This is a genomic window from Microbacterium aurantiacum (assembly GCF_021654035.1).
GTDB classification, from domain to species: Bacteria; Actinomycetota; Actinomycetes; order Actinomycetales; family Microbacteriaceae; genus Microbacterium; species Microbacterium aurantiacum.
This window is the reverse complement of the sequence record NZ_JAJPDW010000004.1, coordinates 113,174-138,249: the sequence shown is the minus strand read 5'-3', so window position 1 is coordinate 138,249 and position 25,076 is coordinate 113,174. Positions and strand designations below refer to the sequence as shown.

Annotated in this window: 25 protein-coding genes; 16 read left to right on the top strand and 9 right to left on the bottom strand. The window is 69.5% G+C overall.

Annotated elements, in window-relative coordinates; all coding sequences use genetic code 11:
• Nucleotides 1–76 precede the first annotated feature (76 nt).
• The 4 genes from LTL01_RS10560 to LTL01_RS10545 are packed head-to-tail and all read left to right on the top strand — an operon-like array spanning nt 77 to nt 4,001.
• Nucleotides 77–1,069, top strand: coding sequence for a hypothetical protein (locus LTL01_RS10560; RefSeq protein WP_236968532.1), 993 nt, complete (start codon nt 77–79; stop codon nt 1,067–1,069).
• Nucleotides 1,070–1,114: 45 nt separating this feature from the next.
• A complete protein-coding gene (gene hisD / locus LTL01_RS10555; protein ID WP_236968531.1) occupies nt 1,115–2,434 on the top strand; it encodes a histidinol dehydrogenase in 1,320 nt (439 codons plus the stop codon).
• A gap of 11 nt (nt 2,435–2,445) precedes the next feature.
• Complete coding sequence (gene nrdR, locus LTL01_RS10550) at nt 2,446–2,934, top strand: transcriptional regulator NrdR (protein ID WP_236968530.1); 489 nt, start codon at nt 2,446–2,448, stop codon at nt 2,932–2,934.
• Nucleotides 2,935–2,960: 26 nt separating this feature from the next.
• Nucleotides 2,961–4,001, top strand: a complete 1,041-nt coding sequence (locus LTL01_RS10545; RefSeq protein WP_236968529.1) for a quinone-dependent dihydroorotate dehydrogenase — start codon at nt 2,961–2,963, stop codon at nt 3,999–4,001.
• Here LTL01_RS10545 and LTL01_RS10540 read toward each other — a convergent pair.
• Nucleotides 3,979–4,554, bottom strand: coding sequence for a DUF3043 domain-containing protein (locus LTL01_RS10540; protein WP_236968528.1), 576 nt, complete (start codon nt 4,552–4,554; stop codon nt 3,979–3,981). The genes LTL01_RS10545 and LTL01_RS10540 overlap by 23 nt on opposite strands.
• A gap of 46 nt (nt 4,555–4,600) precedes the next feature.
• On the opposite strand from LTL01_RS10540, the gene LTL01_RS10535 reads away from it, so the two are divergent.
• The 5 genes from LTL01_RS10535 (at nt 4,601) to LTL01_RS10515 (ending at nt 9,741) form a co-directional block, all read left to right on the top strand.
• Nucleotides 4,601–5,995 (top strand): dipeptidase, encoded by a 1,395-nt coding sequence (locus tag LTL01_RS10535; protein WP_236968527.1) that lies wholly within the window; start codon nt 4,601–4,603, stop codon nt 5,993–5,995.
• 94 nt (nt 5,996–6,089) lie between these two features.
• A complete protein-coding gene (gene erpA / locus LTL01_RS10530; protein ID WP_053547292.1) occupies nt 6,090–6,455 on the top strand; it encodes an iron-sulfur cluster insertion protein ErpA in 366 nt (121 codons plus the stop codon).
• 161 nt (nt 6,456–6,616) lie between these two features.
• Nucleotides 6,617–7,504: an aa3-type cytochrome oxidase subunit II gene (gene ctaC, locus LTL01_RS10525; RefSeq protein WP_236968526.1), complete on the top strand. Its 888-nt coding sequence runs from the start codon at nt 6,617–6,619 to the stop codon at nt 7,502–7,504.
• Nucleotides 7,505–7,506: 2 nt separating this feature from the next.
• On the top strand, nt 7,507–9,270 hold the full coding sequence (gene ctaD, locus LTL01_RS10520; protein WP_236968525.1) for an aa3-type cytochrome oxidase subunit I: 1,764 nt from the start codon (nt 7,507–7,509) through the stop codon (nt 9,268–9,270).
• On the top strand, nt 9,271–9,741 hold the full coding sequence (locus LTL01_RS10515; RefSeq protein ID WP_236968524.1) for a cytochrome c oxidase subunit 4: 471 nt from the start codon (nt 9,271–9,273) through the stop codon (nt 9,739–9,741). It abuts the gene before it with no gap.
• Nucleotides 9,742–9,826: 85 nt separating this feature from the next.
• Here LTL01_RS10515 and LTL01_RS10510 read toward each other — a convergent pair whose 3' ends face one another.
• The 5 genes from LTL01_RS10510 to ctaE form a co-directional block, all read right to left on the bottom strand.
• On the bottom strand, nt 9,827–10,243 hold the full coding sequence (locus tag LTL01_RS10510) for a rhodanese-like domain-containing protein (protein ID WP_236968523.1): 417 nt from the start codon (nt 10,241–10,243) through the stop codon (nt 9,827–9,829).
• A gap of 156 nt (nt 10,244–10,399) precedes the next feature.
• Complete coding sequence (gene qcrB, locus LTL01_RS10505; RefSeq protein ID WP_236968522.1) at nt 10,400–12,208, bottom strand: cytochrome bc1 complex cytochrome b subunit; 1,809 nt, start codon at nt 12,206–12,208, stop codon at nt 10,400–10,402.
• Entirely contained in the window at nt 12,205–13,284 is a 1,080-nt protein-coding gene (gene qcrA, locus LTL01_RS10500) for a cytochrome bc1 complex Rieske iron-sulfur subunit (RefSeq protein ID WP_236968521.1), read from the bottom strand. The genes qcrB and qcrA overlap by 4 nt, the downstream gene beginning before the upstream one ends.
• Before the next feature lie 35 nt (nt 13,285–13,319).
• Nucleotides 13,320–14,120 (bottom strand): cytochrome bc1 complex diheme cytochrome c subunit, encoded by an 801-nt coding sequence (gene qcrC / locus LTL01_RS10495; protein ID WP_236968520.1) that lies wholly within the window; start codon nt 14,118–14,120, stop codon nt 13,320–13,322.
• Nucleotides 14,121–14,135: 15 nt separating this feature from the next.
• Nucleotides 14,136–14,777, bottom strand: a complete 642-nt coding sequence (ctaE, locus tag LTL01_RS10490) for an aa3-type cytochrome oxidase subunit III (RefSeq protein ID WP_236968519.1) — start codon at nt 14,775–14,777, stop codon at nt 14,136–14,138.
• A 185-nt stretch (nt 14,778–14,962) separates the two neighbouring features.
• On the opposite strand from ctaE, the gene trpD reads away from it, so the two are divergent.
• From trpD to LTL01_RS10475, 3 genes are read left to right on the top strand one after another with little or no spacing between them, the layout of a single operon-like run.
• Nucleotides 14,963–16,024, top strand: coding sequence for an anthranilate phosphoribosyltransferase (gene trpD / locus LTL01_RS10485; protein WP_236968518.1), 1,062 nt, complete (start codon nt 14,963–14,965; stop codon nt 16,022–16,024).
• Between the two features lie 13 nt (nt 16,025–16,037).
• Nucleotides 16,038–17,045: a PHP domain-containing protein gene (locus tag LTL01_RS10480; RefSeq protein WP_236968517.1), complete on the top strand. Its 1,008-nt coding sequence runs from the start codon at nt 16,038–16,040 to the stop codon at nt 17,043–17,045.
• Between the two features lie 26 nt (nt 17,046–17,071).
• Nucleotides 17,072–18,346, top strand: coding sequence for an MFS transporter (locus tag LTL01_RS10475; protein WP_236968516.1), 1,275 nt, complete (start codon nt 17,072–17,074; stop codon nt 18,344–18,346).
• 1 nt (nt 18,347) lies between these two features.
• Here LTL01_RS10475 and LTL01_RS10470 read toward each other — a convergent pair whose 3' ends face one another.
• Nucleotides 18,348–19,280 (bottom strand): 5'-3' exonuclease, encoded by a 933-nt coding sequence (locus LTL01_RS10470; protein ID WP_236968515.1) that lies wholly within the window; start codon nt 19,278–19,280, stop codon nt 18,348–18,350.
• Nucleotides 19,281–19,408: 128 nt separating this feature from the next.
• On the opposite strand from LTL01_RS10470, the gene LTL01_RS10465 reads away from it, so the two are divergent.
• Genes LTL01_RS10465 through LTL01_RS10450 form a run of 4 tightly spaced genes read left to right on the top strand, consistent with a single transcriptional unit; the run spans nt 19,409 to nt 23,809 of the window.
• Nucleotides 19,409–20,362, top strand: coding sequence for a hypothetical protein (locus LTL01_RS10465; RefSeq protein ID WP_236968514.1), 954 nt, complete (start codon nt 19,409–19,411; stop codon nt 20,360–20,362).
• Complete coding sequence (locus LTL01_RS10460; RefSeq protein WP_236968513.1) at nt 20,359–21,576, top strand: acylneuraminate cytidylyltransferase; 1,218 nt, start codon at nt 20,359–20,361, stop codon at nt 21,574–21,576. The genes LTL01_RS10465 and LTL01_RS10460 overlap by 4 nt, the downstream gene beginning before the upstream one ends.
• Nucleotides 21,573–22,445: an N-acetylneuraminate synthase family protein gene (locus LTL01_RS10455; protein ID WP_236968512.1), complete on the top strand. Its 873-nt coding sequence runs from the start codon at nt 21,573–21,575 to the stop codon at nt 22,443–22,445. The genes LTL01_RS10460 and LTL01_RS10455 overlap by 4 nt, the downstream gene beginning before the upstream one ends.
• Complete coding sequence (locus tag LTL01_RS10450) at nt 22,442–23,809, top strand: DUF6716 putative glycosyltransferase (RefSeq protein ID WP_236968511.1); 1,368 nt, start codon at nt 22,442–22,444, stop codon at nt 23,807–23,809. The genes LTL01_RS10455 and LTL01_RS10450 overlap by 4 nt, the downstream gene beginning before the upstream one ends.
• Here the strand turns inward: LTL01_RS10450 and LTL01_RS10445 are convergent.
• Complete coding sequence (locus tag LTL01_RS10445) at nt 23,728–24,501, bottom strand: hypothetical protein (RefSeq protein WP_236968510.1); 774 nt, start codon at nt 24,499–24,501, stop codon at nt 23,728–23,730. The two genes, LTL01_RS10450 and LTL01_RS10445, sit on opposite strands and share 82 nt — an antisense overlap.
• Nucleotides 24,489–25,022, bottom strand: a complete 534-nt coding sequence (locus LTL01_RS10440) for a hypothetical protein (protein ID WP_236968509.1) — start codon at nt 25,020–25,022, stop codon at nt 24,489–24,491. Before LTL01_RS10440 ends, LTL01_RS10445 begins: the two co-directional genes overlap by 13 nt.
• Nucleotides 25,023–25,076 lie beyond the last annotated feature (54 nt).

Genomic DNA, 25,076 nt, shown 5'->3' with positions numbered 1-25,076 from the left:
TCACGGTGGTCTCATCCGCCGAAGGTAGGATCGGCGACGGCGCGCGCCGCGTCGAAGGAACGCAGAAGGGAACACCGTGACGGACGAACAGAGGGATCTCACGACCACCGAGTCGGAGGACGTGACCGCGAGCACGACCGAGGACCCGCAGTACGGTGTCGGTCCCTTCTCCATCCGCGAGGTCGCGATCGGGGCCGTCTGGCTGGTGGCCTTCATCCTGTCCTTCGTGTCGATCACGACGGTGGGGTTCAATTCGGTCTGGACCTCGGGTCTGCTGTGGGTGCTGACCATCGGGGTTCCGACCGTGGCGGTGTTCCTGATCGCCCTGCGCCGGCTCTCGCCGCAGGGGATCCGTCGTGTCGGCTCGCTCGGCATCGACCAGTTCGCCTCGGTGGCGTTCTCCGTCGCGACCGTGCTGTGGATCCAGCTCCTGTGGGAGACGGTCGCGATCGCGATCGACGGCGGCCCGTGGGTGCGCAACTGGGTCACCTGGATCATGGCCGTCCTGATGCTCGCCGGTGTCGTCCTCACGGTCTTCGCGCCGCTCATCCCGCCGTTGAGCGAGGACTTCCGCGGTCGCCGCGAGATCCCCGCGCACCGCAACGCCCGACCCATCCGTCCCGTCTCGCCCCGACCGGCCCCGGTGCGCCCGGAGCCCGCGGTCGCGACCGAGATCGACGAGGCTCCCGCGGTCACCGCAGATGAGACCGATGCGCGCACCGACGCCGACTTCTCCCAGACCGCCGTGTGGGAGCCCGTCCAGACCCGCGACACCTACGAGCCCGTCACCGTCGTGGACACGATCGAGGAGGAGCCTGTCGCCGAGCCCCTCGAGGACGACGTCGAGGACACCGACACCGCGACGGGCACCCCCGTCAGCAACCAGGCCTTCTGGGCACTGGCGCCGGAGGAGCGGGACGTCGTCGACGAGATCGGCATCCCGCTGTTCCGCATCGGCCCCACCGCGTGGGCGCTGGTGATCGAGGACCGGGGCGAGGTCTTCGTGATCCGGCACGAGGACGGGCGGGTCGGCTACCTGCATGACGTATCGGACGTGACCCGCGGCTGATCCCCGCGCGCGGCCCGAGCCGAATGGGCGCGCTAGCGTAGAAGGATGCTTCGCACCATCGATCTGCGCGGGCGCGCCCTTTCGCCTGCCGACCTGACGGCGCTCGTTCCGCGCGCCACCGTGGCACGTGAGGAAGCCCTCGCTGTCGCCACGGCTGTCGTCCATGACGTCGCCGAACGAGGGGAGACGGCGCTCCGCGAGCAGGCCGCCCGCTTCGACGGAGTGAGCGACCACGCCATCCTGGTGCCCGCCTCCCACTTCGACGAAGCGCTGGCGAACCTCGATCCGGCGGTTCGCGCTGCCCTGGAGGAGGCGGCCGGGCGGGTCCGCCGGGGTTCCGCGGCGCAGGTCCCCACGCCGGTGACCACGGACATCGCGCCGGGCGCACGCGTTCACCAGCGGTGGCAACCCGTCCGCCGCGTGGGACTCTACGTTCCGGGCGGGAAGGCCGTGTACCCCTCGAGCGTGGTCATGAACGTGATCCCCGCCCAAGTGGCCGGTGTGCAGGAGATCGCTCTCGCATCCCCGCCCCAGAGCACGCACGGCGGCCGGGTGCACCCCGTCATCCTCGCCGCCGCGCGTCTGCTGGGCGTGGACGAGGTGTACGCGATGGGCGGTGCCGGCGCGATCGGCGCCTTCGCCTACGGCGTTCCGTCGCTGGGACTCGCGCCCGTGGACGTCGTCACCGGCCCGGGCAACAACTTCGTCGCGTCGGCGAAGCGCGCGGTGGCGGGTCGCGTCGGAACCGACTCGGAAGCGGGGGCGACCGAGATCCTCATCGTCGCCGACGCGGATGCCGACCCTCGGCTGATCGCGGCCGACCTCATCTCCCAGGCCGAACACGACGAACAGGCCTCGGCCGTCCTCGTGACGACGTCGACGGATCTCGCCGACGCGGTCGCCCGGGAGGTGACTGATCGCGTGCCGCGCACGCGGCACTCCGCTCGTGTGGCGGAGGCGCTCCGCGGCGAGCAGTCGGCGATCGTCCTGGTCGACGATCGCGAGACGGCGACGGCATTCAGCAATGCCTACGCCCCCGAGCACCTCGAACTGCACCTCAACGACCCCCGTCCGGAGGATTTCGTGCACGCGGGCGCCGTCTTCGTCGGCGCACACACGCCGGTGAGTCTCGGCGACTACCTCGCCGGAAGCAACCACGTGCTCCCGACCGGGGGACAGGCCCGATACGCGCCCGGGCTCTCGGCGGCGACGTTCCTCCGCCCGCAGCAGGTCGTAGAATACGACCGGGAGGCGCTTCGGGCCGTCCACGGGGCGATCGTGACCTTGGCGGACGCAGAAGCCCTGCCGGCGCACGGGGAAGCGGTCACCGCGCGTTTCGAGGGCGACGCGCAGGCGACGACGTAGGCTCGGGTGTCATGCACTGCCCGTTCTGCCGCCACCCGGACTCGCGCGTCATCGATTCCCGGACCAGTGACGACGGCCTCAGCATCCGTCGCCGTCGTCAGTGTCCGCAGTGCGGAGGACGGTTCACGACGGTCGAGACGGCCAGCCTCAACATCATCAAGCGTTCCGGGGTGATCGAGCCCTTCAGTCGTGAGAAGGTGATGTCGGGGGTGCGCAAAGCTTGTCAGGGGCGCCCCGTGACCGAGGCGGACCTCGCGCTCCTGGCGCAGCGGGTCGAAGAGACGGTCCGCCAGACCGGCGCGTCGCAGATCGATGCGAACGAGATCGGGCTCGCCATCCTGGGACCCCTCCGCGACCTCGACGAGGTCGCGTACCTTCGGTTCGCGAGCGTCTACCAGGCCTTCGATTCGCTGGACGACTTCGAAGCCGCGATCGAGCAGCTGCGGATCGACCATGCCCGGGGCGCGCAGGATCCCGACGTCACGGACGATCGGGAGTAGTCGCACCCGGCGATACTCTGGAGCGGATGTATCCCTTCTTCTTCCGGACCGTTCTCAGCCGCATCGACCCGGAGACCGCGCACCACGGTGCGATGACGGTGATCCGCGTCCTCGGGATCCCGCCGTTCGCATGGATCGTGCGCGGACTGACCGCGCCCGCGCCGGAGCTGGCCACGACGGCCCTCGGCCTGCGGTTCGCCTCGCCCTTCGGCGTCGCCGCCGGGTTCGACAAGGACGTCATCGGTGCCCCGGGGCTCCATGCGCTCGGCTTCGGACACGTCGAGGTGGGGACCATCACCGCGGTGCCGCAGGAGGGCAACCCGCGGCCTCGACTGTTCCGTCTCGTGCCGGATCGCGCCGTGATCAACCGGATGGGCTTCAACAACGGCGGGGCGGAGGCGGCCGCCGCGCGTCTGGAGCGCCTCCGTCGACGTCGTCGTCGTCCTGTGCTGGGTGTGAACATCGGCAAGAGCCGTGTGGTGGACGTCGACGCGGCCACGGACGACTACGTCCGGAGCGCGTCACTGCTCGCACCCCTCGCCGACTATCTCGTCGTCAACGTCTCCTCGCCGAATACGCCGGGCCTTCGTGGCCTCCAAGCGGTGGAGACGCTGCGTCCGCTGCTCGAGGCCGTGCGTGACACGGCGGGCACCACACCGCTGCTGGTGAAGATCGCTCCCGATCTCCCCGACGACGAGGTCGTCGCGGTGGCGCGCCTGGCCGTCGATCTGGGCCTCGCGGGGCTGATCGCGACGAACACGACGCTCTCCCGGGAGGGACTGCGCACGGCCGAGGACGTCGTGTCGGCGGCGGGTGCGGGAGGACTCAGCGGCGCGCCGCTGCGCGCGCGCTCCCTCGAGGTTCTGCGCCTGGTGAGGCAGAACGTCCCCGCCGGGTTCTGTGTGGTCTCCGTGGGCGGTGTCGACACCGCCGAGGACGTGCAGGAGCGACTGGATGCGGGAGCAGACCTCGTCCAGGGCTACACCGCGTTCCTCTACCGAGGCCCCCTGTGGGCCCGGCAGATCAACCGGGGTCTCGCCCGGCTCAGGGCTTCCGGCCGCGCTTGACCTGCGGCTTCGGCAGGCGGAGGAAGCGCATCTGGATGGTCCGCATGGCGGCGTACCAGCCGAGGCCCTTCTCCATCCGATCGGCGCCGAAGCGCTCCTTGACGCCCGCCTTGGCGCGGATCGACGTGATGATCATGTCTCCGATGACGAAGAGGATGAAGATCCAGAGCCCGACGAAGGAGTAGAACTGCACGGCCGGCACCGGAATGAAGGTGGCGAGGATCACGACGATCATCGCGGGCATGACGGCCTCGCCGAGGTGCCAGCCACCGTCGACGAAGTCGCGGACGAACTTCCGCTGCGGCCCCTGGTCACGGGCGGGGAGGTAGCGCGGGTCGCCGTTCGCCATGCCCTGACGGGCCTTCTCCCGCTGGGCCTGGAGCTCGGCGCGCGCACGGGCCTTCGCTTCTTTCGTGTCGGCGACGAGCGGACGCTTGCGGGCCGCTTCGCGCTCAGCGCGGGTGGGCGTGGGGCGGCCCTTTCCCGAGACGGAGTCGCCGGTCTCGCCGCTCGTCGCGTCGTTCGGTGCAGGGGCAGCGGGTGTCTTGGCCACGATCATCCTCGGGGAAGCGGTCAGGGGTGCGCTTAAGATTACCCGCATGGTCTCCGAACACACCCGGGAGTCCGCTGTCCACGAGGCAGTCGACTCCGGCATCCCCTCCGCTCTGGCGGATCTCGGCGCTCTCGTGCGCATCCCCTCCGTCGCCTTCCCGGGGTTCGATCCCGCTCAGCTGGAGCGGAGCGCGGAGGCGGTCGCGGAGCTCGCGCGCGCGGTCGGCCTGTTCGACACGGTGGAGATCCGTCGCGCCGCCGTCCCCGACTCGGACGAGGTCGGAGCGCCCGCCGTCGTGGCCCGCCGCGCCGCGAAGAACGGTCGCCCCACGATCCTCCTCTACGCCCACCACGACGTGCAGCCCGTCGGCGACGACGCACTCTGGGAATCGCCGCCCTTCGAGCCCACCGTGCGGGACGGGCGTCTCTACGGGCGCGGTGCGGCGGACGACAAGGCGGGCATCATGGCCCACATCGCGGCGCTCCGAGCGCTTGCGCAGGTGTCGGAGGACCCGGATCTCGGTGTGGCCCTCTTCTTCGAGGGCGAGGAGGAGGCCGGGTCCCGCTCCTTCGCCGCCTTCCTCGCCGAGAACGCCGACATCCTCCGGGCTGACGTCATCGTGGTGGCGGACTCGGGCAACTGGGATGCGCGGACCCCGGCGCTCACGGTGTCGTTGCGCGGCAACACGCGGTTCACCCTCAAGGTGCGCACGTTGGAGCACGCATCCCACTCCGGCATGTTCGGGGGAGCTGTGCCTGACGCGATGATGGCGGGCGTGACGCTGCTCTCGACCCTGTGGGACGGCGACGGTGCCGTCGCCGTCGAGGGCCTCCGCGCGCGGGATGCCCAGACGCCCCCGTACTCGGAGGAGACGTTGCGGGACGAGGCGGGACTCCCGGCGGGCGTCCAGCCGGTCGGGCGGGGGAGCATCCTCTCGCGCATCTGGAACCAGCCCTCGATCACGATCACCGGGACGGACGCTCCCAGCCTCGCCAACGCGTCCAACACCCTCACCCCCGAGGTGTCCTTCGTCATCAGCGCACGAGTGGCCCCCGGCCAGCCGGCGCGGGAGGCGTACGCGGCCATCGAGCGGCACCTGCGCGAGCGGGCTCCGTGGGGAGCCGAGCTGGAGTTCACGGATGCCGATTTCGGCGACGCGTTCCTGGTGGACACCGGGGGATGGGCGGTCGCCGATGCGCGGGACGCGCTCGCGCGCGGATACGGCGTGGACCCGGTCGACATCGGGGTCGGCGGTTCGATCCCCTTCATCGCGGATCTGGTGAGGGAGTTCCCGTCGGCGCAGATCCTCGTGACGGGAGTGGAGGACCCGCACTCCCGCGCGCACAGTCCGAACGAGTCGCTCCACCTGGAGACGTTCCGCAACGCGGTGCTCTCCGAAGCGCTGCTGCTGGAACGTCTCGACCGGCGTGTCGCGGACTGATCGCGACGTCGCCCGCCCGGCGACCCCCGGACGGAATCGGGACGCGTAGAATCGATCGCATCCGCCATGAACGGCGGCTTCGACGAGGAGTGCCATGACCGACACCGCGCTGACCACCGATCAGACCGCCCGCGAACACGGCGTCCTGTTGACCGACGCCGCCGCGCTCAAGGTGAAGACGCTGCTGGAGCAGGAGGGGCGTGACGACCTCCGTCTGCGCGTCGCCGTCCAGCCCGGCGGCTGCAGCGGTCTCATCTACCAGCTGTACTTCGACGAGCGTTACCTCGACGGAGACAAGACCGTCGACTTCGACGGCGTCGAGGTCATCATCGACGACATGAGCGTCCCGTACCTCGACGGCGCGACGATCGACTTCAAGGACACGATCTCGGAGCAGGGCTTCACGATCGACAACCCCAACGCTGCCGGCAGCTGCGCCTGCGGCGACAGCTTCCACTGACCCATCCGGCCGGAATCCCGGCGTTTCGAAGGGGCTCCGAAAGGATGCCGGACCCGGTACCCGTGTCCCGACCCCCGCGGAACCTGGGCAGATGGCCTGAATACCCTGGGCGCTTGCCCTAGACTGGCGGATGAAATATCCGCGACCCGGAAAGGTGCATCGTGCCCCCGAAACGTCGAATCCGCTGGGCCGTTCTCCCCGTCGGGATCGCAGCGGCAGCAGTCCTCGCCGGTTGCACCCCGACGGAGCTCAACGGCTTCCTCCCCGGCTTCGTCGAGGAAGGCACCCCGGCCACGAACCACACCGAGATGGTGTCGGGTCTGTGGGTGAACTCCTGGATCGTGCTCCTGGCCGTCGGGTTCATCACCTGGGGCCTGATGGGCTGGGCCGTGATCGCATACCGCCGGCGCCGCGGACAGGTCGGCCTGCCCGTGCAGCTGCGCTACAACATGCCGATCGAGATCTTCTACACGATCGTGCCGCTCATCCTCGTGATCGGGTTCTTCGCCTTCACCGCGCGTGACCAGGCGATCCTCGAGACCCAGACCGAGGACCCCGACGTCTCGATCACCGCGATCGGCAAGCAGTGGGCCTGGGACTTCCAGTACGACGGTGAGTCCGAGTCGGACACGGTGTGGAGCATGGGAGTCCAGGCGCAGACCGACGCCCGCGGCGACATCGTCTCCGAGCTGCCGACCCTGTACCTCCCCGTCGACCAGACGGTGAAGATCAAGCTGCAGTCGCGCGACGTGATCCACTCCTTCTGGATCATCGACTTCCTGTACAAGAAGGACATGTACATCGGCAAGGACAACTACTGGTCCTTCACGCCGACCCGTGAGGGCACGTACGCCGGGAAGTGCGCCGAACTCTGCGGCGAGTACCACTCGATGATGCTCTTCAACGTCGAGGTCGTCAGCCAGTCCGAGTACGACAGCTACCTCGCGTCCCTGCGTGCGGCGGGTCAGACCGGCGACATCAACGACGCGTACGACCGACTTCAGAACCTGCCCGGCACGGGCGGTTCCGCTCCCGAGGGACAGGACTGACCATGGCGACGACGCTTCCGCTCCAGGAATCGGGCTCCAGCAGGCCCACCACCCTCCCTCCGCGCCAGGCGGCTCTGCTGAGCCGCAACCGCACGGAGCAGAAGGGGAACATCATCGTCAAGTGGATCACCTCCACTGACCACAAGACCATCGGGTACATGTACCTGATCTCGTCCTTCACGTTCTTCCTGCTCGGCGGAGTGATGGCGCTCATCATCCGTGCCGAACTGTTCGAGCCCGGGATGCAGATCATCCCGACCAAGGACCAGTACAACCAGCTGTTCACGATGCACGGCACGATCATGCTGCTGATGTTCGCGACACCGCTGTTCGCCGGGTTCGCCAATGCGCTGCTTCCGCTGCAGATCGGCGCGCCGGACGTCGCGTTCCCCCGATTGAACGCCTTCGCCTTCTGGCTCTTCCTCTTCGGGTCGACCATCGCGGTCGCCGGATTCCTCACCCCCCAGGGCGCTGCGGCGTTCGGATGGTTCGCCTATCAACCACTGGCGAACGCGAGCTTCTCGCCAGGCGTCGGCGGGAACCTCTGGATGCTCGGTCTGGGTATGAGCGGTTTCGGAACGATTCTCGGTGCCGTCAACTTCATCACCACGATCATCACGATGCGCGCCCCCGGCATGACGATGTGGCGGATGCCGATCTTCACCTGGAACACGCTCGTCACGAGCATCCTGATCCTGATGGCGTTCCCGATCCTCGCGGCCGCGATCTTCGCCGCAGCGGCGGACCGTGTGCTGGGTGCGCACATCTACGACCCGCAGAACGGCGGGGTCCTGCTCTGGCAGCACCTCTTCTGGTTCTTCGGGCACCCAGAGGTGTACATCATCGCGTTGCCGTTCTTCGGCATCGTCTCCGAGATCTTCCCGGTGTTCAGCCGGAAGCCGATCTTCGGGTACAAGACGCTCGTCTACGCGACCATCGCGATCGCCGCGCTCTCTGTCGCGGTCTGGGCGCACCACATGTACGTGACGGGGGCGGTCCTGTTGCCGTTCTTCTCACTGATGACGATGCTCATCGCGGTTCCGACGGGTGTGAAGATCTTCAACTGGATCGGAACGATGTGGCGGGGATCCGTCACCTTCGAGACCCCCATGGTCTTCTCCCTCGGCTTCCTCATCTCCTTCGTCTTCGGTGGTCTCACCGGCGTGATCCTGGCGTCGCCGCCGCTGGACTTCCACCTCTCGGACTCGTACTTCGTCGTGGCGCACTTCCACTACGTGGTCTTCGGCACGGTCGTCTTCGCGATGTTCGCCGGGTTCTACTTCTGGTGGCCGAAGTGGACGGGCAAGATGCTCAACGAGCGTCTGGGCATGGTCCACTTCTGGCTCCTGTTCATCGGCTTCCACATGACATTCCTTGTCCAGCACTGGCTCGGTGTCGACGGTATGCCCCGCCGATACGCGGACTACTCGAGCTTCGACAACTGGACGTGGCAGAACCAGCTGTCGACGATCGGCTCGATCGTCCTGGCGGCCTCGATGATCCCGTTCCTGTTCAACGTCTGGATCACGGCACGCAAGGCCCCGCGCGTGACGGTGAACGACCCGTGGGGCTACGGTGCGTCGCTCGAATGGGCGACGTCCTGCCCGCCTCCCCGTCACAACTTCACCTCGATTCCCCGCATCCGCAGCGAGCGTCCCGCGTTCGACCTGAACCACCCCGAGGCGGGTATCCCGGTCGGTGTGGGGCCGGCGAAGGACGCGCCCGAGGCTCCCGTGGTGGACGTCGCCGAAGGAAAGGTCAAGTAAGTGCGCACCAATACCGGTCTGTGGTGGCTGCTGACCGTCTTCTCGGCCGTCGTCGCCGCCATCTACATCGGCTGGAACCTCATCGCCCACTGGCCGGCGCAGGCCGCCGCCAACCCCGGCGCGAACAACTGGACGATCTTCACCAACTCCGTCGAGTGGGTGGGCAGCGTGGCGTTGGTCTTCCTGGCTTTCATGGCGGCGCTGATCGCCTTCTACATCGGCAAGGTCCACAAAGCACAGGGCGGTGAGCTCCCCGAGGACACCCTGACCGCCGACATCGACGACGGTGACCCGGAGCTCGGCGAGTTCAGCCCCTGGTCCTGGTGGCCCATCGTCCTCGCGGCGTCCGCCGGTGTCGCGATCCTCGGTCTCGCGGTCGGGGTCTGGATGTTCCCGATCGGTGTCGCGATCTTCCTCGTCGCCATCGTCGGCTGGGTGTACGAGTACTACCGCGGGTACTTCGCCCGCTGAGTACCGAGTAGACGACGAGGGCCCCCACTCCGGTGGGGGCATTCGTCGTGCTCTGCGCTGTCTCAGGGCCGCGCGCCCGGCTGGCTCAGCGCCGGACGACGGTGACGAGAGGGTCGAAGGTGCGGGGGAGAGGACCATCGTCGGTGACGGTGGGGAGTCCCTCGCGCGCCCAGTACTCGAAGCCGCCGATCATCTCCTTGACGTCGTAGCCGAGAGAGGAGAGGACGAGGGCACCCCGCACGCCCCCGTTGCAGCCGGGACTCCAGCAATAGACCACCACGGGCACCGTGGCGTCCAGTTCCTTCGGGGCCCGAGAGGGGAGATCGGCGTGGGGGATGTGCACGGCGCCCTGGACGCGTCCCTGCGCCCACGCCGCCGCGTCGCGGACATCGACCAGGGTGAAGCGTTCTCCGGCGCGCTGCGCCGCATAGACGTCCGCGGGATCGGTCTCGTGCTGGAGTCGGCGGTGGAAGTAGGCGATCGCGTCATCTGATGAGGGCATGGCTTCACCGTAGCGATGTAGGGGCCTCGGCCCATGCCTCCGCGCCTGCCACGGAGCGGAGGAAGACTGCCACCCTGACGACGGGCGTACCGCCGCGCAACCGAACATGAGAGCGGCCCCTCTCGGAAGAGGGGCCGCTCTCATGTTCGTCGTCCGTCAGGACTTCTTGCCGTCATCCTCCGGGATGATGACGTTGGAAGGACGCACAGCGGTCTCGGACTGGTGACCGTCGTCGATGGGGACGTGCGGTGCATCCGGGACTCCCGCGCGCTCGTGGGCGGCCTGCAGTTCGCGATCCTCTTCCTCGGCGATGTGCTCGAGCTCGTGGTGCTGGTGAGCCAGAGCGGCGTCGAGCTCGGACTGCGTGACCGGAGTCAGGCGGTCCTCGAAGAACCAGCGAGACACGGCGGCCCGGAGGTTCTGGTGCCAGGGGATGCTTCCCTTGGCGTTGGGGCGCACGACGAGCGGCTCGTAGGTCTCGTAGTCGATGAGCTTCCAGCGCTCGTACTCGTCGACGGGCTGGTGCACCTCGATGTACTCACCACCGGGGAGGCGGACGATGCGTCCGGACTCGTATCCGTGGAGCGCGATCTCGCGGTCCTTCTTCTGGAGCGCGATGCAGATGCGCTTCGTGACGAAGTAGGCGACGATCGGACCCAGGATGAGGGCCGCCTGGAGTCCGTGGATGACTCCCTCCATCGTCAGCCAGAAGTGCGTGGCGATGATGTCGGAGGATGCAGCAGCCCAGAGCACGGCGTAGAAGGTCACACCGGCGGCGCCGATGGCGGTACGCGTCGCGGCGTTGCGCGGACGCTGGGCGATGTGGTGCTCGCGCTTGTCGCCCGTGACCCACGCCTCGATGAAGGGGTAGATCATCACCAGCACGATGAAGACGCCGAGCCCGACGAGCGGGACGAGGATGTTCATCGAGAAGGTGCGGTCGAAGAGGACGAACTCCCAGTGCGGCGGGATGAGGCGCAGAGCACCGTCCGCGAAGCCGATGTACCAGTCAGGCTGCGTTCCCGCGGACACCGGTGAGGGGTCGTAGGGGCCGTAGTTCCAGATCGGGTTGATCGTGAAGAGCGACGCGATCAGCACCAGCACACCGAAGACGATGAAGAAGAAGCCGCCCATCTTCGACATGTACACCGGCATCATCGGGTAGCCCACGACGTTGCTGTTCGTGCGACCGGGACCGGCGAACTGGGTGTGCTTGTTGATGATCATCAGCATCAGGTGCACCGCGAGGAGGGCCACGAGGATCGCCGGCAGGATCAGGATGTGCAGGGCGTAGAGGCGACCGACGATCGCGGTGCCGGGGAACTCGCCGCCGAACAACAGGAACGACGTCCACGTGCCGATGAGCGGGATGCCCTTGATCATGCCGTCGATGATCCGGAGGCCGTTGCCGGAGAGCACGTCGTCCGGAAGCGAGTATCCGGTGAAGCCCTCGGCCATGGCGAGGATGAACAGGACGAATCCGATCACCCAGTTGATCTCGCGCGGCTTGCGGAACGCACCGGTGAAGAACACGCGCAGCATGTGCACGCCGATGCCGGCGACGAAGACCAGTGCGGCCCAGTGGTGCAGCTGACGGACGAGGAGCCCGCCGCGGGTGTCGAAGGAAATCTCCAGCGCCGACGCCATGGCGGCCGACATCTCGATGCCCCGCATCGGCTCGTACGCGCCGGTGTAGTGCACCTCGGCCATGGAGGCCTGGAAGAAGAACGTCAGGAACGTCCCCGACAGGAGGACGACGACGAAGCTCCACAGCGCGATCTCGCCGAGCATGAACGACCAGTGGTCGGGGAAGATCTTGCGACCGAGCTCCTTGACCATGCCGGAGAGGCTGGTGCGCTCGTCGATGTAGTTCGAGGCGGCGCCGACGAAGCGGCCGCCGAGCGGCTTGTCGCGGGTGCCGGCCTCGGCCGGCGTCCCCTGCGGATCAGTGGTTGCGGTACTCAATGACGCTCCCAGAAGCTCGGGCCCACGGGCTCGGTGAAGTCGCTGCGGGCGACGAGGTATCCGTCGGCATCCACGGTGATGGGAAGCTGCGGCAGCGGGCGGGCAGCCGGTCCGAAGATGACCTTGGCCTGATCGGTCACGTCGAACTGGGACTGGTGGCACGGGCAGAGCAGGTGGTGCGTGAGCTGCTCGTACAGGGCCACGGGGCACCCGACGTGGGTGCAGACCTTGGAGTACGCGACGATGCCGTCGTAGGACCAGTCGGCGCGGTCGGCCGGCTCGATGAGATCCTCCGGCTGGAGACGCATCAGGAGGACGATCGCCTTCGCCTTCTCCTCCAAGTAGCCGTCTTCGTGCGACAGGGCGGCCAGCGGCTGCGGGATGACGTGGACCGCCGAGCCGATGGTCACGTCGGCGGCGCGGATCGGCTCACCGGTCGGGTCATGCGCGAGGCGCATCCCCGGCTCCCACATCGTGTGGCTGAGCAGGGCGACCGGGTTTCCCGCGATCGGGTTGGTCGGGGTGTTGAACGGAGCAAGGCCACGGAAGAGGACGACCGCGGGCGCCACGGAAGCGACGAGCGCCGCGATGAGCGAGTTGCGCACCATCGTGCGGCGGCCGAAGCCGGACTCCTCGTTCGCGACCTCGAAGACCTCGATGGCGGCGGCACGCGTCTCGTCCCGACCGCGGGTCGCGTGCCGATCCTCGACGTGCTCCTTGTCGGGCATGACCGCCTTGGACCAGTGGATCGCCGCGATGCCGATGGCGAGGAGGGCCAGGGCGATTCCGAGACCGATGAACAGGTTGTTCGCCCGGATGTCGACGATCTGACCGCTCTCGATGGGGAAGAGCATGTAGGCGGCGATCGCCCAGATACTCCCGGCCACCGAGAGGTAGAACAGCGTGTAGATGGTGCGGACCGCGCGCGTCATCGCCGCCGGGTCCTTGTCCGTCATCCGCTCGCGGTGCGGAGGAAGCTCCGGGTTGCGCACCGGGTCGCTGACGACGACGGCGAGCCCCGACGAGGGCTTCCAGCTCTCCCTCTCGTGCTCGAGGGCGTCAACCTCGTGTGCCATGCTGCTCCTCGTTCGTGCTGGTGTTCATGATTCGGTCAGTTGGATTTCGCCGTGATCCACACGGTGATCGCGATCAGAGATCCGATCCCGAAGATCCAGATGAACAGGCCCTCCGACACGGGACCGAGGGAGCCGAGCGAGAATCCACCGGCGGACTCGTTCTCCTGCAGGTAGAGGAGGTACGAGATGATGTCCCGCTTCTCCTCGAGCGTCAGGTTCAGGTCGTTGAAGACCGGCATGTTCTGCGGGCCGGTCACCATCGCGGCGTACATGTTCAGCGGCGTCGTGGTGTGCAGCGCCGGGGCGTACTTGCCCTCGGTCAGCGCGCCACCGGCGCCGGCGACGTTGTGGCACATCGCGCAGTTGATGCGGAACAGCTCACCGCCGTTGGCGACGTCACCCTCGCCGTCGAGCACGGCGTCCGCGGGGAACGACGGCCCGGGGGAGGTCGACTGGATGTACGCGCCGATGGCGGCGATCTGGTCGTCCGTGAACTGGACCGGCTTCTGCGGAGCCTGGGGACCCTGCATCTGCAGCGGCATGCGACCGGTGCTCATCTGGAAGTGCACGGAGAGCTCGCCGACGCCGTAGAGCGCGGGGCCCTCGAGGCTTCCCTGCAGGTCGAGTCCGTGGCAGGTGGCGCAGTTCGCCTGGAAGAGCTTCTTGCCGTCGTCGATGGTCAGCGCGGAGTTGATCGTCGGCTCGGTCGTCGACGCCATCGCGGCGGATGCCCCCGCGTAGGCCCCGCCCGTGATGAGCAGGCCGATGCCGATCAGCGCGGCGGCTGCCCAGGGGCTGCGACGTCCGTGATTTCGGCGCTGTGTGGTGCGTGCCATGTCGGGAATCAGCTCCTATTTCAGGAAGTAGATGACGAGGAACAGAGCGATCCACACCACGTCGACGAAGTGCCAGTAGTACGAGACGACGATCGAGGAGGTCATCTCCTTGCGGCCGAAGTTCTTCACCGCGTAGGCGCGACCGATCACGAGGAGGAAGGCGACCAGACCGCCGGTGACGTGCAGGGCGTGGAATCCGGTCGTCAGGTAGAAGGCCGACGCGTACGCGTTGGTGTCGATCGCGACGCCCTCGGCGACGAGCTGCGCGTACTCCCAGACCTGGCCGGAGACGAAGATGGCGCCGAGCGCGAAGGTCAGCCAGAACCACTCCACCATTCCCCAGCCGAGGATGCCGCGCTTCTTCGTCGAGTACGGCTGGAAGCGCTCAGCGGCGAAGACGCCCATCTGGCACGTCACGGAGGACATCACCAGGATGATCGTGTTCACGGTCGCGAAAGGGACATTCAGCAGCGCGCTTTCCTGGGCCCAGAGCTCGGGCGAGGTGCTGCGCAGGGTGAAGTAAATCGCGAAGAGACCCGCGAAGAACATCACCTCGCTGCCGAGCCACACGATGGTTCCGACGGCGACCGGATCCGGCCGCTTGACGGACCGCATGGCCTGGGAGTAGGTCGCAGTGGAGGTCGTCACGCTCACCATTATGGCCGATACCCGGCCCGCTGGATCGCACCGACGGAGATACTTTCGCCCGGCATGCACCTCGGACGGGCCTTCGCGTGGGCCGGGAATCGGCTGAGAACCCCCGACGAGAGCGCTGAACACCGGGGAGCGGCATCCGGGTCACGGATCGATCTCGATTCGCCGTCGCCAGTAGGCTCGGTGGAATGGCGGAGCTGTACACCTGGCCGGATGTCCTGACCACCCTTCTCGACCGGCGCGATCTGAGCGTCTCGGAGTCGACCTGGGCGATGCGCGGCATCATGCGCGGCACGGCCACACCGTCTCAGCTCGCCGCGTTCCTGATCGCGTTGCGCGCGAAGGGGGAGACGGTCGACGAGATCGTCGGGTTCCGCGACGCCATCCTGGAGTCGGCTCTCCCGCTCCCGGTCGACCCGGGGGTGCTCGACATCGTCGGGACCGGCGGGGATCGCTTCGGAACGGTCAACGTCTCGACGATGGCCGCGCTGGTGGCCGCGGCCACCGGCGTCCCCGTCGTCAAACACGGCAATCGCGCCGCCAGCTCCTCCTCAGGATCGTCCGACGTCCTCGGCGCCCTCGGCGTGGATCTGAGTCTCTCCCCGGAGGCCGTCGCCGAAGTCCTGCCCCGGGCCGGGATCACCTTCGCCTTCGCCGCAGCCTTCCATCCCGGCTTCCGTCACGCCGCAACCACCCGGAAGGAGCTCGGGGTCCCGACGGTGTTCAACTTCCTCGGGCCGCTGTGCAACCCCGCCCGGGCCGAGGCGAACGCGGTCGGTGTCGCCCATCTCGATCGTGTGCCCCTCATCACCGGTGTCTTCCGCACCCGCGGTGCGACGGCACTCGTCTTCCGAGGCGATGACGGACTCGACGAGCTGACGACCACCGGTCACAGCCGGCTGTGGGAGGTGAGCCGCGGCGACATCCACGAGCATGATCTGGATCCGCGCGATCTCGGCATCCCGCTCGCCGACATCTCCGATCTCCTCGGTGGCGACCCTGCGCACAACGCGGCGGTGGTCCACCGCACGTTCCAGGGCGAGAGCGGTGCCGTCCGCGACATCGTGCTGCTGAACGCCGCGGCGGGACTTGTGGCCTACCGACTGTTCCGCGACGCCGGGCAGGTGCAGCGTCCGATCCTCGAGCGGCTCGCGGAGGCGCGCGACGACGCCGCGTCCGCGATCGACTCCGGCGCGGCGGCGTCCACCCTCCAGCGCTGGGTCGACACCACGCGCGACCTCGCAGGCTGACCGGGCGGACACCATGGACCCGCACGCGGCACTGAGCGAGATCGCGGGTCTGCTCGAACGCGAGCGATCGTCCCGGTACAAGTCGCGCGCGTTCCGGGTGGCGGCGGATGCCGTCGCCGGCCTGACCGAGGCGCAGCTGGACGACGTGGCGGTTCTGCGGCGCACGAAGGGGATCGGGGAGTCGACCCTCGCGGTGATCGTCCAAGCGCGCGCGGGAGTGGTGCCGGACTATCTCGCGGATCTCCGCACGCGTGCCGGCGTCGAGCAGGACTCCCGGGTGCGCGGGCTCCTCCGCGGGGACCTGCACGCCCACAGCGACTGGTCGGACGGACTCACCTCCCCGGCGCTCATGGCCGAGGGGGCGCGGGCGCTCGGACACGAGTACCTCGCGCTCACCGATCACTCTCCGCGACTGCGCGTGGCCCACGGTCTCAGCGCGGATCGGCTGCGCGCCCAGCGCGATGTCGTCCGCGGCCTCGGGACGGACACCTTCACCATGCTGTGGGGGATCGAGGTCGACATCCTCGACGACGGCGACCTGGACCAGGATGCCGAGCTGCTCGCTCAGTTGGACGTCGTGGTGGCATCGGTGCATTCGAAGCTGCGGATGGACGCGGAGGCGATGACGAGGCGGATGGTCGCCGCCGTCGCCGGAGGTCGGGTCGACGTGCTCGGGCACGTCACCGGGCGGTTGGTGGAGGGTGCCCGCGGCACGCGCCCTCCGTCGGTGTTCGACGCGGCGGCGGTCTTCGACGCGTGCGCGGCCCACGGCGTCGCCGTGGAGATCAACTCCCGGCCCGAGCGACAGGATCCGCCGGAGGAGCTGATCGCGACCGCCCTCGCCGCGGGCTGCCTGTTCTCGATCGACTCGGACGCCCACGCGCCGGGTCAGCTCTCGCTCCTGGACCACGGAGCGCGCAGGGCGGAGGACGCGGGGATCCCCGCCGACCGGATCGTGACGACGTGGTCACTTCCGCGCCTGCGGGAGTGGACCGCGGGGCGACGGCCCGGCGGGGCGTGATCCGGACCGCCGCCTAGACTCGGCGCGTGACCGCCGGCAATCGACCGTTCGTCCCCGGAACGGGTATCGCCCTGGTCGTGGTCGGCATCCTCGTCGCCGCGATCAGTCTGCGCGGGCCGATCGTCGCGCCCACGCCCGTGCTCCGTGAGATCGAGAGCGACCTCGGAATCGGCTCCGCCGCGGCGGGACTGATCACCACCGCGCCGGTGCTGATGTTCGCCCTCCTCACTCCGGTGGCGGCGCTGGTCATCCGCCGGGCGGGCGCCGAGATCGCGCTGCTGATCTCGCTCACGGGCGTCCTGTGCGGCACGCTCATCCGCACGGTTCCCGGATTCGAGTGGATGCTCGCGGGGATGCTCGTCATCGGAGCGGCCGTGACGATTGGCAATGTAGTCATTCCGGTGATCATCCGACGGGATGTCCCGGGGCCGAGGGTCGCCGTGGTGACCGCGGCCTACGTGGCGATGCTGAACGTCGGATCGCTCCTGACCTCCCTTGCCACCGCCCCGCTGGCCGCGCTCATCGGGTGGCCGGCGGCTCTGCTGGCCTGGGGGATGCTGACCGTGGCGGGCATCGCGCTGTGGGGCGTGCATCTCCGGCGAGCCCGACGATCCGGGGACCGGTTCTCGGGGCCGGCGACGGCCACTGCGGTCGCATCCGGCGGAGGTGGCGGGGAGGTGGCCCGCCTCACGGGGCCGCTCCCGGTCGTCGTCGCGCGGCGAGAGCGCTCTTTCGCCCGTCGCCCCGTCACCTGGCTCCTCCTGGCTTCCTTCGCCGCCCAGTGCACCATCTACTACGCGTTGACGACCTGGCTGCCCACGCTCGCCGCCGACACCCTCGGCCTCGGCGCCACCGCGGCAGGCGCTCTCGCCTCCGTCTATCAGGGGGTGGGGGTCGCCGGGGCGTTCCTCGTGCCGCTCCTCGCGCGCTACGCCCCACGCGCGGTGGCCCCGATGGTGATCTGCGTGTGCTGGATCCTCGTCACCGGCGGGATGCTCCTCGCGCCCGACCTGCTGTGGGTGTGGCTGATCGCCGGGGCGATCGGGCACTCGGGAGGATTCGTGGTGATCTTCTCGGCGCTGGTCGCCGTCGCCCGCGATGACCGGGAAGCAGCCGGGATGTCGGCGCTCATCCAGGGTGGCGGCTATGCCCTCGGAGCGCTTGGCGGACCGGCCATGGGCCTCATCCACGAGATCACCGGCCGCTGGACCGGCGGACTCGTCCTCCTGCTCGTGCTCGCGATCGTCTACTGCGTCGCGCTGTCGACGGCGGTGGCCGCGGCGGGCCGCGCCCGGCGCTGAGTCAGCCGGCTGCTGCCGAGACCGCCGACAACGCGCGCCCCATCGCCGCCGCCGCGCCCCACCGGCGTCCGAAGGCCTCCGCCTGCGCGCGGGAATCGGCATCCGGCGCGTGCAGGCGCGCGTCGACATCGGGGAGATCCAGGTCGCGGACGACGGCGACCACCCGAGGGGCCACCGCGAGGTAGTCGGCGCCCGCGATGATCTTGGCCCGCACTCCCGCGCTCAGGTCGCTGTCGGGCTGGTCCGCGGCGGCACGGATGCCGGCGATGTCGCCGTGGGCGGCGAGCAGCGCGGCCGCGGTCTTGTCGCCGATGCCGGAGACCCCGGGGAGGCCGTCGGAGGCATCGCCGCGCAGCGTGGCGAAGTCGGCGTACTGCGCGGCGCGCACGCCGTACTTGGCGACCACGACGTGGTCGGTCACGGTCTCGAGGTTGCTCATGCCGCGCGCCGTGTAGACGACGCGCACGTCTCGGGCGTCGTCGATGAGCTGGAAGAGATCGCGGTCGCCGGTGACGATGTCGACGGGCATGCGCGCGTGCGTCGCGAGGGTGCCGATCACGTCATCGGCCTCGTGCTCAGCCGCTCCCACCACGGGAATGCCCAGGAGCCCCAGCGCCGCGCGGATGAGCGGAACCTGCGCCTCGAGGGGATCGGGGACCTCCTCGACGTCGGGTCCGGCCGCCACCTCCGCCACCACGCGATGCGTCTTGTACGTCGGAAGAAGATCCACACGCCACTGCGGACGCCAGTCGTCGTCCCAGCACGCCACGACGTGGGTGGCCTCGGAGAGGGGGATGAGCTTGGCGACCATGTCGAGGAAGCCTCGGAGGGCGTTGACGACCGTGCCGTCGTCTGCGCGCACCGAGTCGGGGACACCGTAGAAGGCCCGGAAATAGAGCGAGGCGGAGTCCAGCAGCAGCAGGCGGTCGGTCACGCCCTCATCCTGTCACGCGCCCCCGACGGCGGGAGTTCACCGAATGGACGCGCGACGGACTCGCCCGCGCCACGCCCCGGTCGCCTTCGGCGCGGAAGGTGGCGCGAACGGCGAGGGCAGGAGGCGACATGGGACGAACCGATGTCATGGCGTGGGTGGAGTCCCCGCTCCAGCTCCTCGGCGCCGCCGAATGGGCCGAGACGCACGGCAAGTCCGTGGGCGTGGCCGGGAGGCTCACGCCGCAGATGTCCGAGACCGCGGAGGAGCTCCTCGCCCGCGGGGCCCGGTTCGGCGTCCTGGAGCCGTACGTCGGCATCCCGTGGGCGATGCTGGCGCGTCACGGACACTGGCTGATCGGCGACGGGTTCTCGGGGCAGTTCCGGCTCGCGGCCACCGTGCTCGGTCCGCGCCGGCTGTCGTTCCTCGACGACGGCGCGGGAGCGCTCGCCTACGCCGCCACGCTCGCCGGCGAGCGCCCGTACGAGCGTCCGCATCAACGCGAGGGGCGCCTGCACCGACTGCTCGGACCGCTCGCGCATGAGCGCGTCGCCCGTCGGGCCGTGGCCGGTCAAGTGGAGATCTTCACCGCCTTCGACCTCGGAGACGCACGCGTCGCGGCGCTGGAGGAACGCGGCTACCGCATCTCCCGCCACCGGTTCGCGGGGATCCGCCGCACCCCTCCGCGCACGTCGACCGGCGCGGTCCGCGAGACCCTCGGCGCGCGCATCATCCTCGGCAGCGCGCGACCCACAGACGGGCGGATGCCGCTGTCCGAGTACCGGGAATGGATCGGTCGTGTCGCGGACCGAGGCCCCGCGGTGTACGTCCCGCATCGTCGCGCGTCGACGGCGCAACGCGCTGCCGTGGCCGCGGTCCCGGGCATCCGGATCGTGGAGCCCGCCCTCCCGATCGAGGTGCTGCTGGCCGGGACCACCCGCGCGCTCGCCCTGTTCACCCTCCCCTCGAGCACGACGACGACCTTGCCGCCGATCCTGGCCGGGTCGGGTTCGCGCCTGCACGTGGGGCCCGCGGATGTCGGTCCGTGCCTCGCCGCGCCCGCGACGATCGGTCGAGACCGGTGAGCGCCGTGGTCGCGGTCATCCCCGCGCGCGGGGGATCGAAGGGTGTGCCGCGGAAGAACCTCCGGCGCGTCGGCGGCGTGCCCCTCGTCGCCCGCGCCGTGGCCGCCGCGCGGCGATGCCCCGAGATCGACCGGGTGATCGTCTCGACCGATGACGCCGACGTCGCCGCGGTGGCGGCGGAGTGGGGCGCGGAGGTCGTCGAGCGGCCCGTTGAGCTGGCCGGCGACGAGGCCAGCTCGGAGAGCGCGGTCCTCCACGTTCTGGAGACTCTGGATCCGGATGCCGACGCGATCGGCGTGGTCGTGCTCCTCCAGGCCACGAGCCCGTTCCTCGACGTCCCGGCCCTGGGGGACGCGGTCCGGCTGGTCCGGTCGCGCCGACGCGACGTGGTCTTCTCGGCTGTGGAGACCTACGGATTCCTGTGGCGCCGCGCGACAGGCGACGCCGCGGAGGCGGTCAACCACGAGGCGTCCGCGCGTCCGCGACGGCAGGATCGCGAACCGCACTTCCTGGAGACGGGGGCGTTCTACGTGCTCCGCGCGAAGGCCTTCCGTGTGACCCGTCACCGCTTCTTCGGCAGCGTCGGGATCACCGAGGTCGCCGCCCGCACGGCGATCGAGATCGACACCGAGGACGAGTTGGCCGTCGCGCGTGCGCTCGCTCCGCTCGTGGACCGACCGGAGCCGCTCGACGTCGACGCGGTCGTCACCGACTTCGACGGCGTCCACACCGACGACACGGCACTGCTCGATCAGCACGGCGTCGAAACGGTCCGTGTGAGCCGCTCGGACGGCATGGGCGTCTCGCTCCTGCGCCGCGCGGGCGTTCCGATGCTGATCCTGTCGACCGAGGCGAATCCGGTCGTCACAGCGCGGGCCCGCAAGCTCGGAGTCGACGTCGTGCAGCACTGCGACGACAAAGCCGCGGCCCTCCGCGCGTGGGCGGCGGAGCACCGCCTCCCGCTGTCCCGCATCGCCTACCTCGGCAACGACGTCAACGACCTGCCGTGCCTGGAGATCGTCGGCTGGCCGGTGGTGGTCCCCGACGCGCACCCGCGCGTGCGGGCAGCCGCCCGGGTCGTCCTGGACACCCCCGGCGGCGACGGGGCGGTTCGCGATCTCGCCGAGCGCGTGCTGTCCGCGCGCGACGCCGCCCCGGCGGCATCCCTCCCCGGCTCCGGCGTCGCCGCAGCCCCGACGAAAGAGAACCCGTGACCGTCACCATCGGAACCCGCGTGATCGGCGGCGGCCGCCCGGCCTACGTCATCGCCGAAATCGGCCTCAACCACAACGGCGACGTCGACCTCGCCAAGCGTCTCATCGACGTCGCGGCGGATGCCGGCGCCGACGCGGTGAAGTTCCAGAAGCGGACGCCTGAGATCGCCACCCCCGAGCACATGCGCGACGTCCCGCGGGAGACGCCGTGGGGGACGATGACCTACCTCGACTACCGCCGGCGCGTGGAGTTCGATCGGGCGCAGTACATCGAGATCTCCGATCACGCGCTGCTCCGGGGCCTCGAGTGGTTCGCGTCGCCGTGGGACGTGCCGAGCGTGGCGTTCCTCGAGGAGCTCGGCGTCGCCGCGCACAAGGTCGCCTCCGCGAGTCTCACCGACCACGCCCTCCTGCGGGCGCTCGCCGACACCGGCAAGCCGGTCATCCTCTCCACGGGGATGTCGACGATGGCCGAGATCGACGCGGCTGTGAGCGTCCTCGGCACTGATCGGCTGGTGCTGATGCACGCGACGTCGACCTATCCGATGGAGCCGGAGGAGGCGAACCTGCGGATGATCCCCGCGCTGCGGGAGCGCTTCCCCGGTGTCCCCGTCGGCTATTCCGGCCACGAGCGCGGACTGCAGATCTCCCTCGCCGCGGTCGCGCTCGGCGCCGTGGCCGTCGAGCGGCACATCACCCTCGACCGCACGATGTGGGGCTCCGATCACGCCGCATCGCTGGAGCCGACCGGGCTGACTCACCTCGTGCGCGACATCCGCGTCATCGAGTCGGCACTCGGCGACGGGGTGAAGCGGGTGTACCCGGGCGAGCTCGCGCCGATGGCGAAGCTCCGCCGCGTCCCCGCGTGAGCGGAGCGGATGCCGCACCCCTGCGGATCGTCGGACTCGCCGACACCGACTCCTACGTGAAGTGGGCGGCGCACCTGCTGGGCGCGCTCGGACCCGCGTGGTCTCCGGTGCTGACGGTGGTGACGACGCCACTGGTCGTGAGCGACGCACAGCTGACCAGTGCGCTCGCGGGGAGCGGTCTCGCCGCACTCGACGTCGAGCGTCGCGACCTCGAGGTCGTCGCGGAGCGTCTTCGTGCGGACCCGCCCGATGTCGTGCTGGTGGCCGGTCGCGGCCCCCTCGTCCGGTTGCTCGCGTCGGTGGTGGCCGACATCGTCCCGCGGCCGGTGATCGTCACGGGTCTCCCCGGGATCTCCATCCCGGCGACGCGCAAGGCCCTGCTCTACCGCGCCCAGTGCGACCTGTTCGTCGTGCACTCGCAGCGCGAACGCCGGGACTTCACCGCCCTCGCGCGGGAGCAGGGTGTTCCGCATCGCTTCGCGCTCGCCACCCTCCCCTTCGCGCGGGGCGGAGTGACGGAAAGGCATACGGCGGTTGTCGGTGAGACCGCGGCGACCGCCGCGGGAGACGATTTGGTCTTCGCCGCGCAGGCGAAGGTTCCGGCACTCGCCGCGGACCGGCGGCACGTCGCGCGGCTCCTCGTGCGGGCGGCGCGCGCGCGTCCGGATCGCCGGGTCGTGGTGAAACTGCGCGCCAAGCCGGGCGAGAGCCAGACGCACCTCGAGGAGACGGACTATCGCGATCTCGTCGCGGAACTCGGGCCGATGCCGGAAAACCTCGTGTTCTCGACGGCGCCGATGGCTCGGGCGCTCGACAGTGCCGGAGGGCTCGTCACGGTCAGCTCCACCGCGGCGATCGAAGCGATCGCGCGCGGTGTCGGGGTGATCGCGCTGGACAGCTTCGGTGTGTCGGCCGAACTGATCAACGAAGTGCTCGCCGACGCCGGTCTCCTCGGATCGGAGGCGGATGTCGAGGCGCGGCGATTCCGGCATCCGGCGCCGCACTGGCTCGCGGAGAACTACTTCCACGACCCGTCCGCGGACGACTGGGAGGAACAGACCGCGAGGCTCGTCCGCGCTCGCCGTCGCGGCGACCTGGTTCCGCGCCCGCCCGTTGCGGGACGCGGGGGGACTCTGCGGGCTGCCTGGGACCGGAAGGTCGTCCTGGGGCCGCTCGACACGTCGGCGGCGGGTCGCCTCGCGACCGTCGTCGGGATCCCCGTCCGCGCGGTCGTGCGTGCGGCGCGCCGGGTGCGCAACCGTTCGGCGGCGCGGGGCGACCGTCAGCAGCCCGCCGCGAGGGGATCCTCGGCGCAGGAGCGGTCGACGAGCGCCGTGCGGACGTCGACGACTTCGACCGGGTAGGCGCCCGAGCGTGCCGTGACGACACCGTCGACCGGACGCCAGGTACCACTGCCGAAGTCGACTGCCGCGGCGTACTCGACGGCGACGACGACCGGGTAGACGCCGCGGGAGCGGTAGACGTGGCTGGTCGAGGTGGGCGTGAACTGTCCCTGCCCGAGGCTCTCCCATGTCGATCCGCCCGAGGTCGAGCGCGCCTGCGTGCCGTCGCCGTAGTCGAACACGTAGCCGGAGGGCGTGAAGCGGACCACGACGTCCCAGCCGAGGATCGTGCCCGGGATGATCTGTTCGGACGCGGCCGCCACCACGTTCGTCGGCATCCCCGTCACGCCGAAGCCGTCGGGCTGCCCGCTGATGCTCGGTGAGGCCGGGCGGAACGAAGCGAGGTCATCGATCGTGACGTCGGGTGGAGTGACGACGGTGTAGTTGCCGCGGCATCCGAGCGGTCCGCAGTCCTCCGGCTCGACCGCGGCGCCGGGCTGCGCCGCGTCCTGTGGGGGAGCACCGCCTCCGGAATTCCCACCACCCCCGCCGCCGCCCGGGGTGGTGATGCCCGCGCTGATGTCGACCTGCGTCCCGTCCGTCGACGTGACGTCGCAGAAGGTCCAGGTGCTTGACCCAGTGCATGAACTTGTGGGGACGGATAGGGGTTGTGGAGCAAGCATGAGCGCCAACACCAGAGCTACGGTCCGCATCTGTCGTCCTCGACAGCGTTGCTGCTGCTTATCTTCAGGCCGAACTCGGCGTCCGGCTCCGGTACGAACGTGACCGACAGCGCGTATACGTCGGGGCGAGCGTCCGGAACAACGGAAGTCCCACCCGAATCAACGACTTCGACGCGGGAGACGTCGCTACACACGACGGCTGCTGTTGGACTGTCGGTCGATGGGGCTGTAGGACGCAAGAAGGAAGCGACTACGGTGTCGCCCTCTACCTGCCATCCGTCCGCTGACATCTGGCTCAATGACTTGCGTTCGTTTGCATTGGCCTCGCCGGTGGTCCAGGCGTAGACGGGCTCGAAGGTGGCGGGGTCGCTGAGATCCACCTGGTTGAGGGCGTCGACGTAGGCGCGATAGGTCGCTTCGGCGGCGGCGAAGGCATCCTCATCGCTCGAGAACGACGGCGTCGGTGTCGGCTCGGACGCGTCGGGCGCGCAGCCCGTCAGGAGCGCCCCCGTCACGAGGGCGAGGAGGAGCGTGCCGGTCCAGCGAGTCATCACGCGACCACGGTAACCGCCGCGGCTCCGCGCTGGAGCGGTTATCCACAGGGC

Bases quoted from the DNA above. Each gene is read 5' to 3' on its own strand.
- LTL01_RS10465 (WP_236968514.1), top strand. From the start codon at position 19,409: ATGGGACGAACCGATGTCATGGCGTGGGTGGAGTCCCCGCTCCAGCTC.
- LTL01_RS10480 (WP_236968517.1), top strand. From the start codon at position 16,038: ATGGACCCGCACGCGGCACTGAGCGAGATCGCGGGTCTGCTCGAACGC.
- ctaE (WP_236968519.1), bottom strand. From the start codon at position 14,777: ATGGTGAGCGTGACGACCTCCACTGCGACCTACTCCCAGGCCATGCGG.
- qcrA (WP_236968521.1), bottom strand. From the start codon at position 13,284: ATGGCACACGAGGTTGACGCCCTCGAGCACGAGAGGGAGAGCTGGAAG.
- LTL01_RS10445 (WP_236968510.1), bottom strand. From the start codon at position 24,501: ATGCGGACCGTAGCTCTGGTGTTGGCGCTCATGCTTGCTCCACAACCC.
- ctaD (WP_236968525.1), top strand. From the start codon at position 7,507: ATGGCGACGACGCTTCCGCTCCAGGAATCGGGCTCCAGCAGGCCCACC.
- qcrC (WP_236968520.1), bottom strand. From the start codon at position 14,120: ATGGCACGCACCACACAGCGCCGAAATCACGGACGTCGCAGCCCCTGG.
- nrdR (WP_236968530.1), top strand. From the start codon at position 2,446: ATGCACTGCCCGTTCTGCCGCCACCCGGACTCGCGCGTCATCGATTCC.
- erpA (WP_053547292.1), top strand. From the start codon at position 6,090: ATGACCGACACCGCGCTGACCACCGATCAGACCGCCCGCGAACACGGC.
- trpD (WP_236968518.1), top strand. From the start codon at position 14,963: ATGGCGGAGCTGTACACCTGGCCGGATGTCCTGACCACCCTTCTCGAC.
- hisD (WP_236968531.1), top strand. From the start codon at position 1,115: ATGCTTCGCACCATCGATCTGCGCGGGCGCGCCCTTTCGCCTGCCGAC.
- LTL01_RS10535 (WP_236968527.1), top strand. From the start codon at position 4,601: ATGGTCTCCGAACACACCCGGGAGTCCGCTGTCCACGAGGCAGTCGAC.
- LTL01_RS10510 (WP_236968523.1), bottom strand. From the start codon at position 10,243: ATGCCCTCATCAGATGACGCGATCGCCTACTTCCACCGCCGACTCCAG.
- LTL01_RS10545 (WP_236968529.1), top strand. From the start codon at position 2,961: ATGTATCCCTTCTTCTTCCGGACCGTTCTCAGCCGCATCGACCCGGAG.
- LTL01_RS10440 (WP_236968509.1), bottom strand. From the start codon at position 25,022: ATGACTCGCTGGACCGGCACGCTCCTCCTCGCCCTCGTGACGGGGGCG.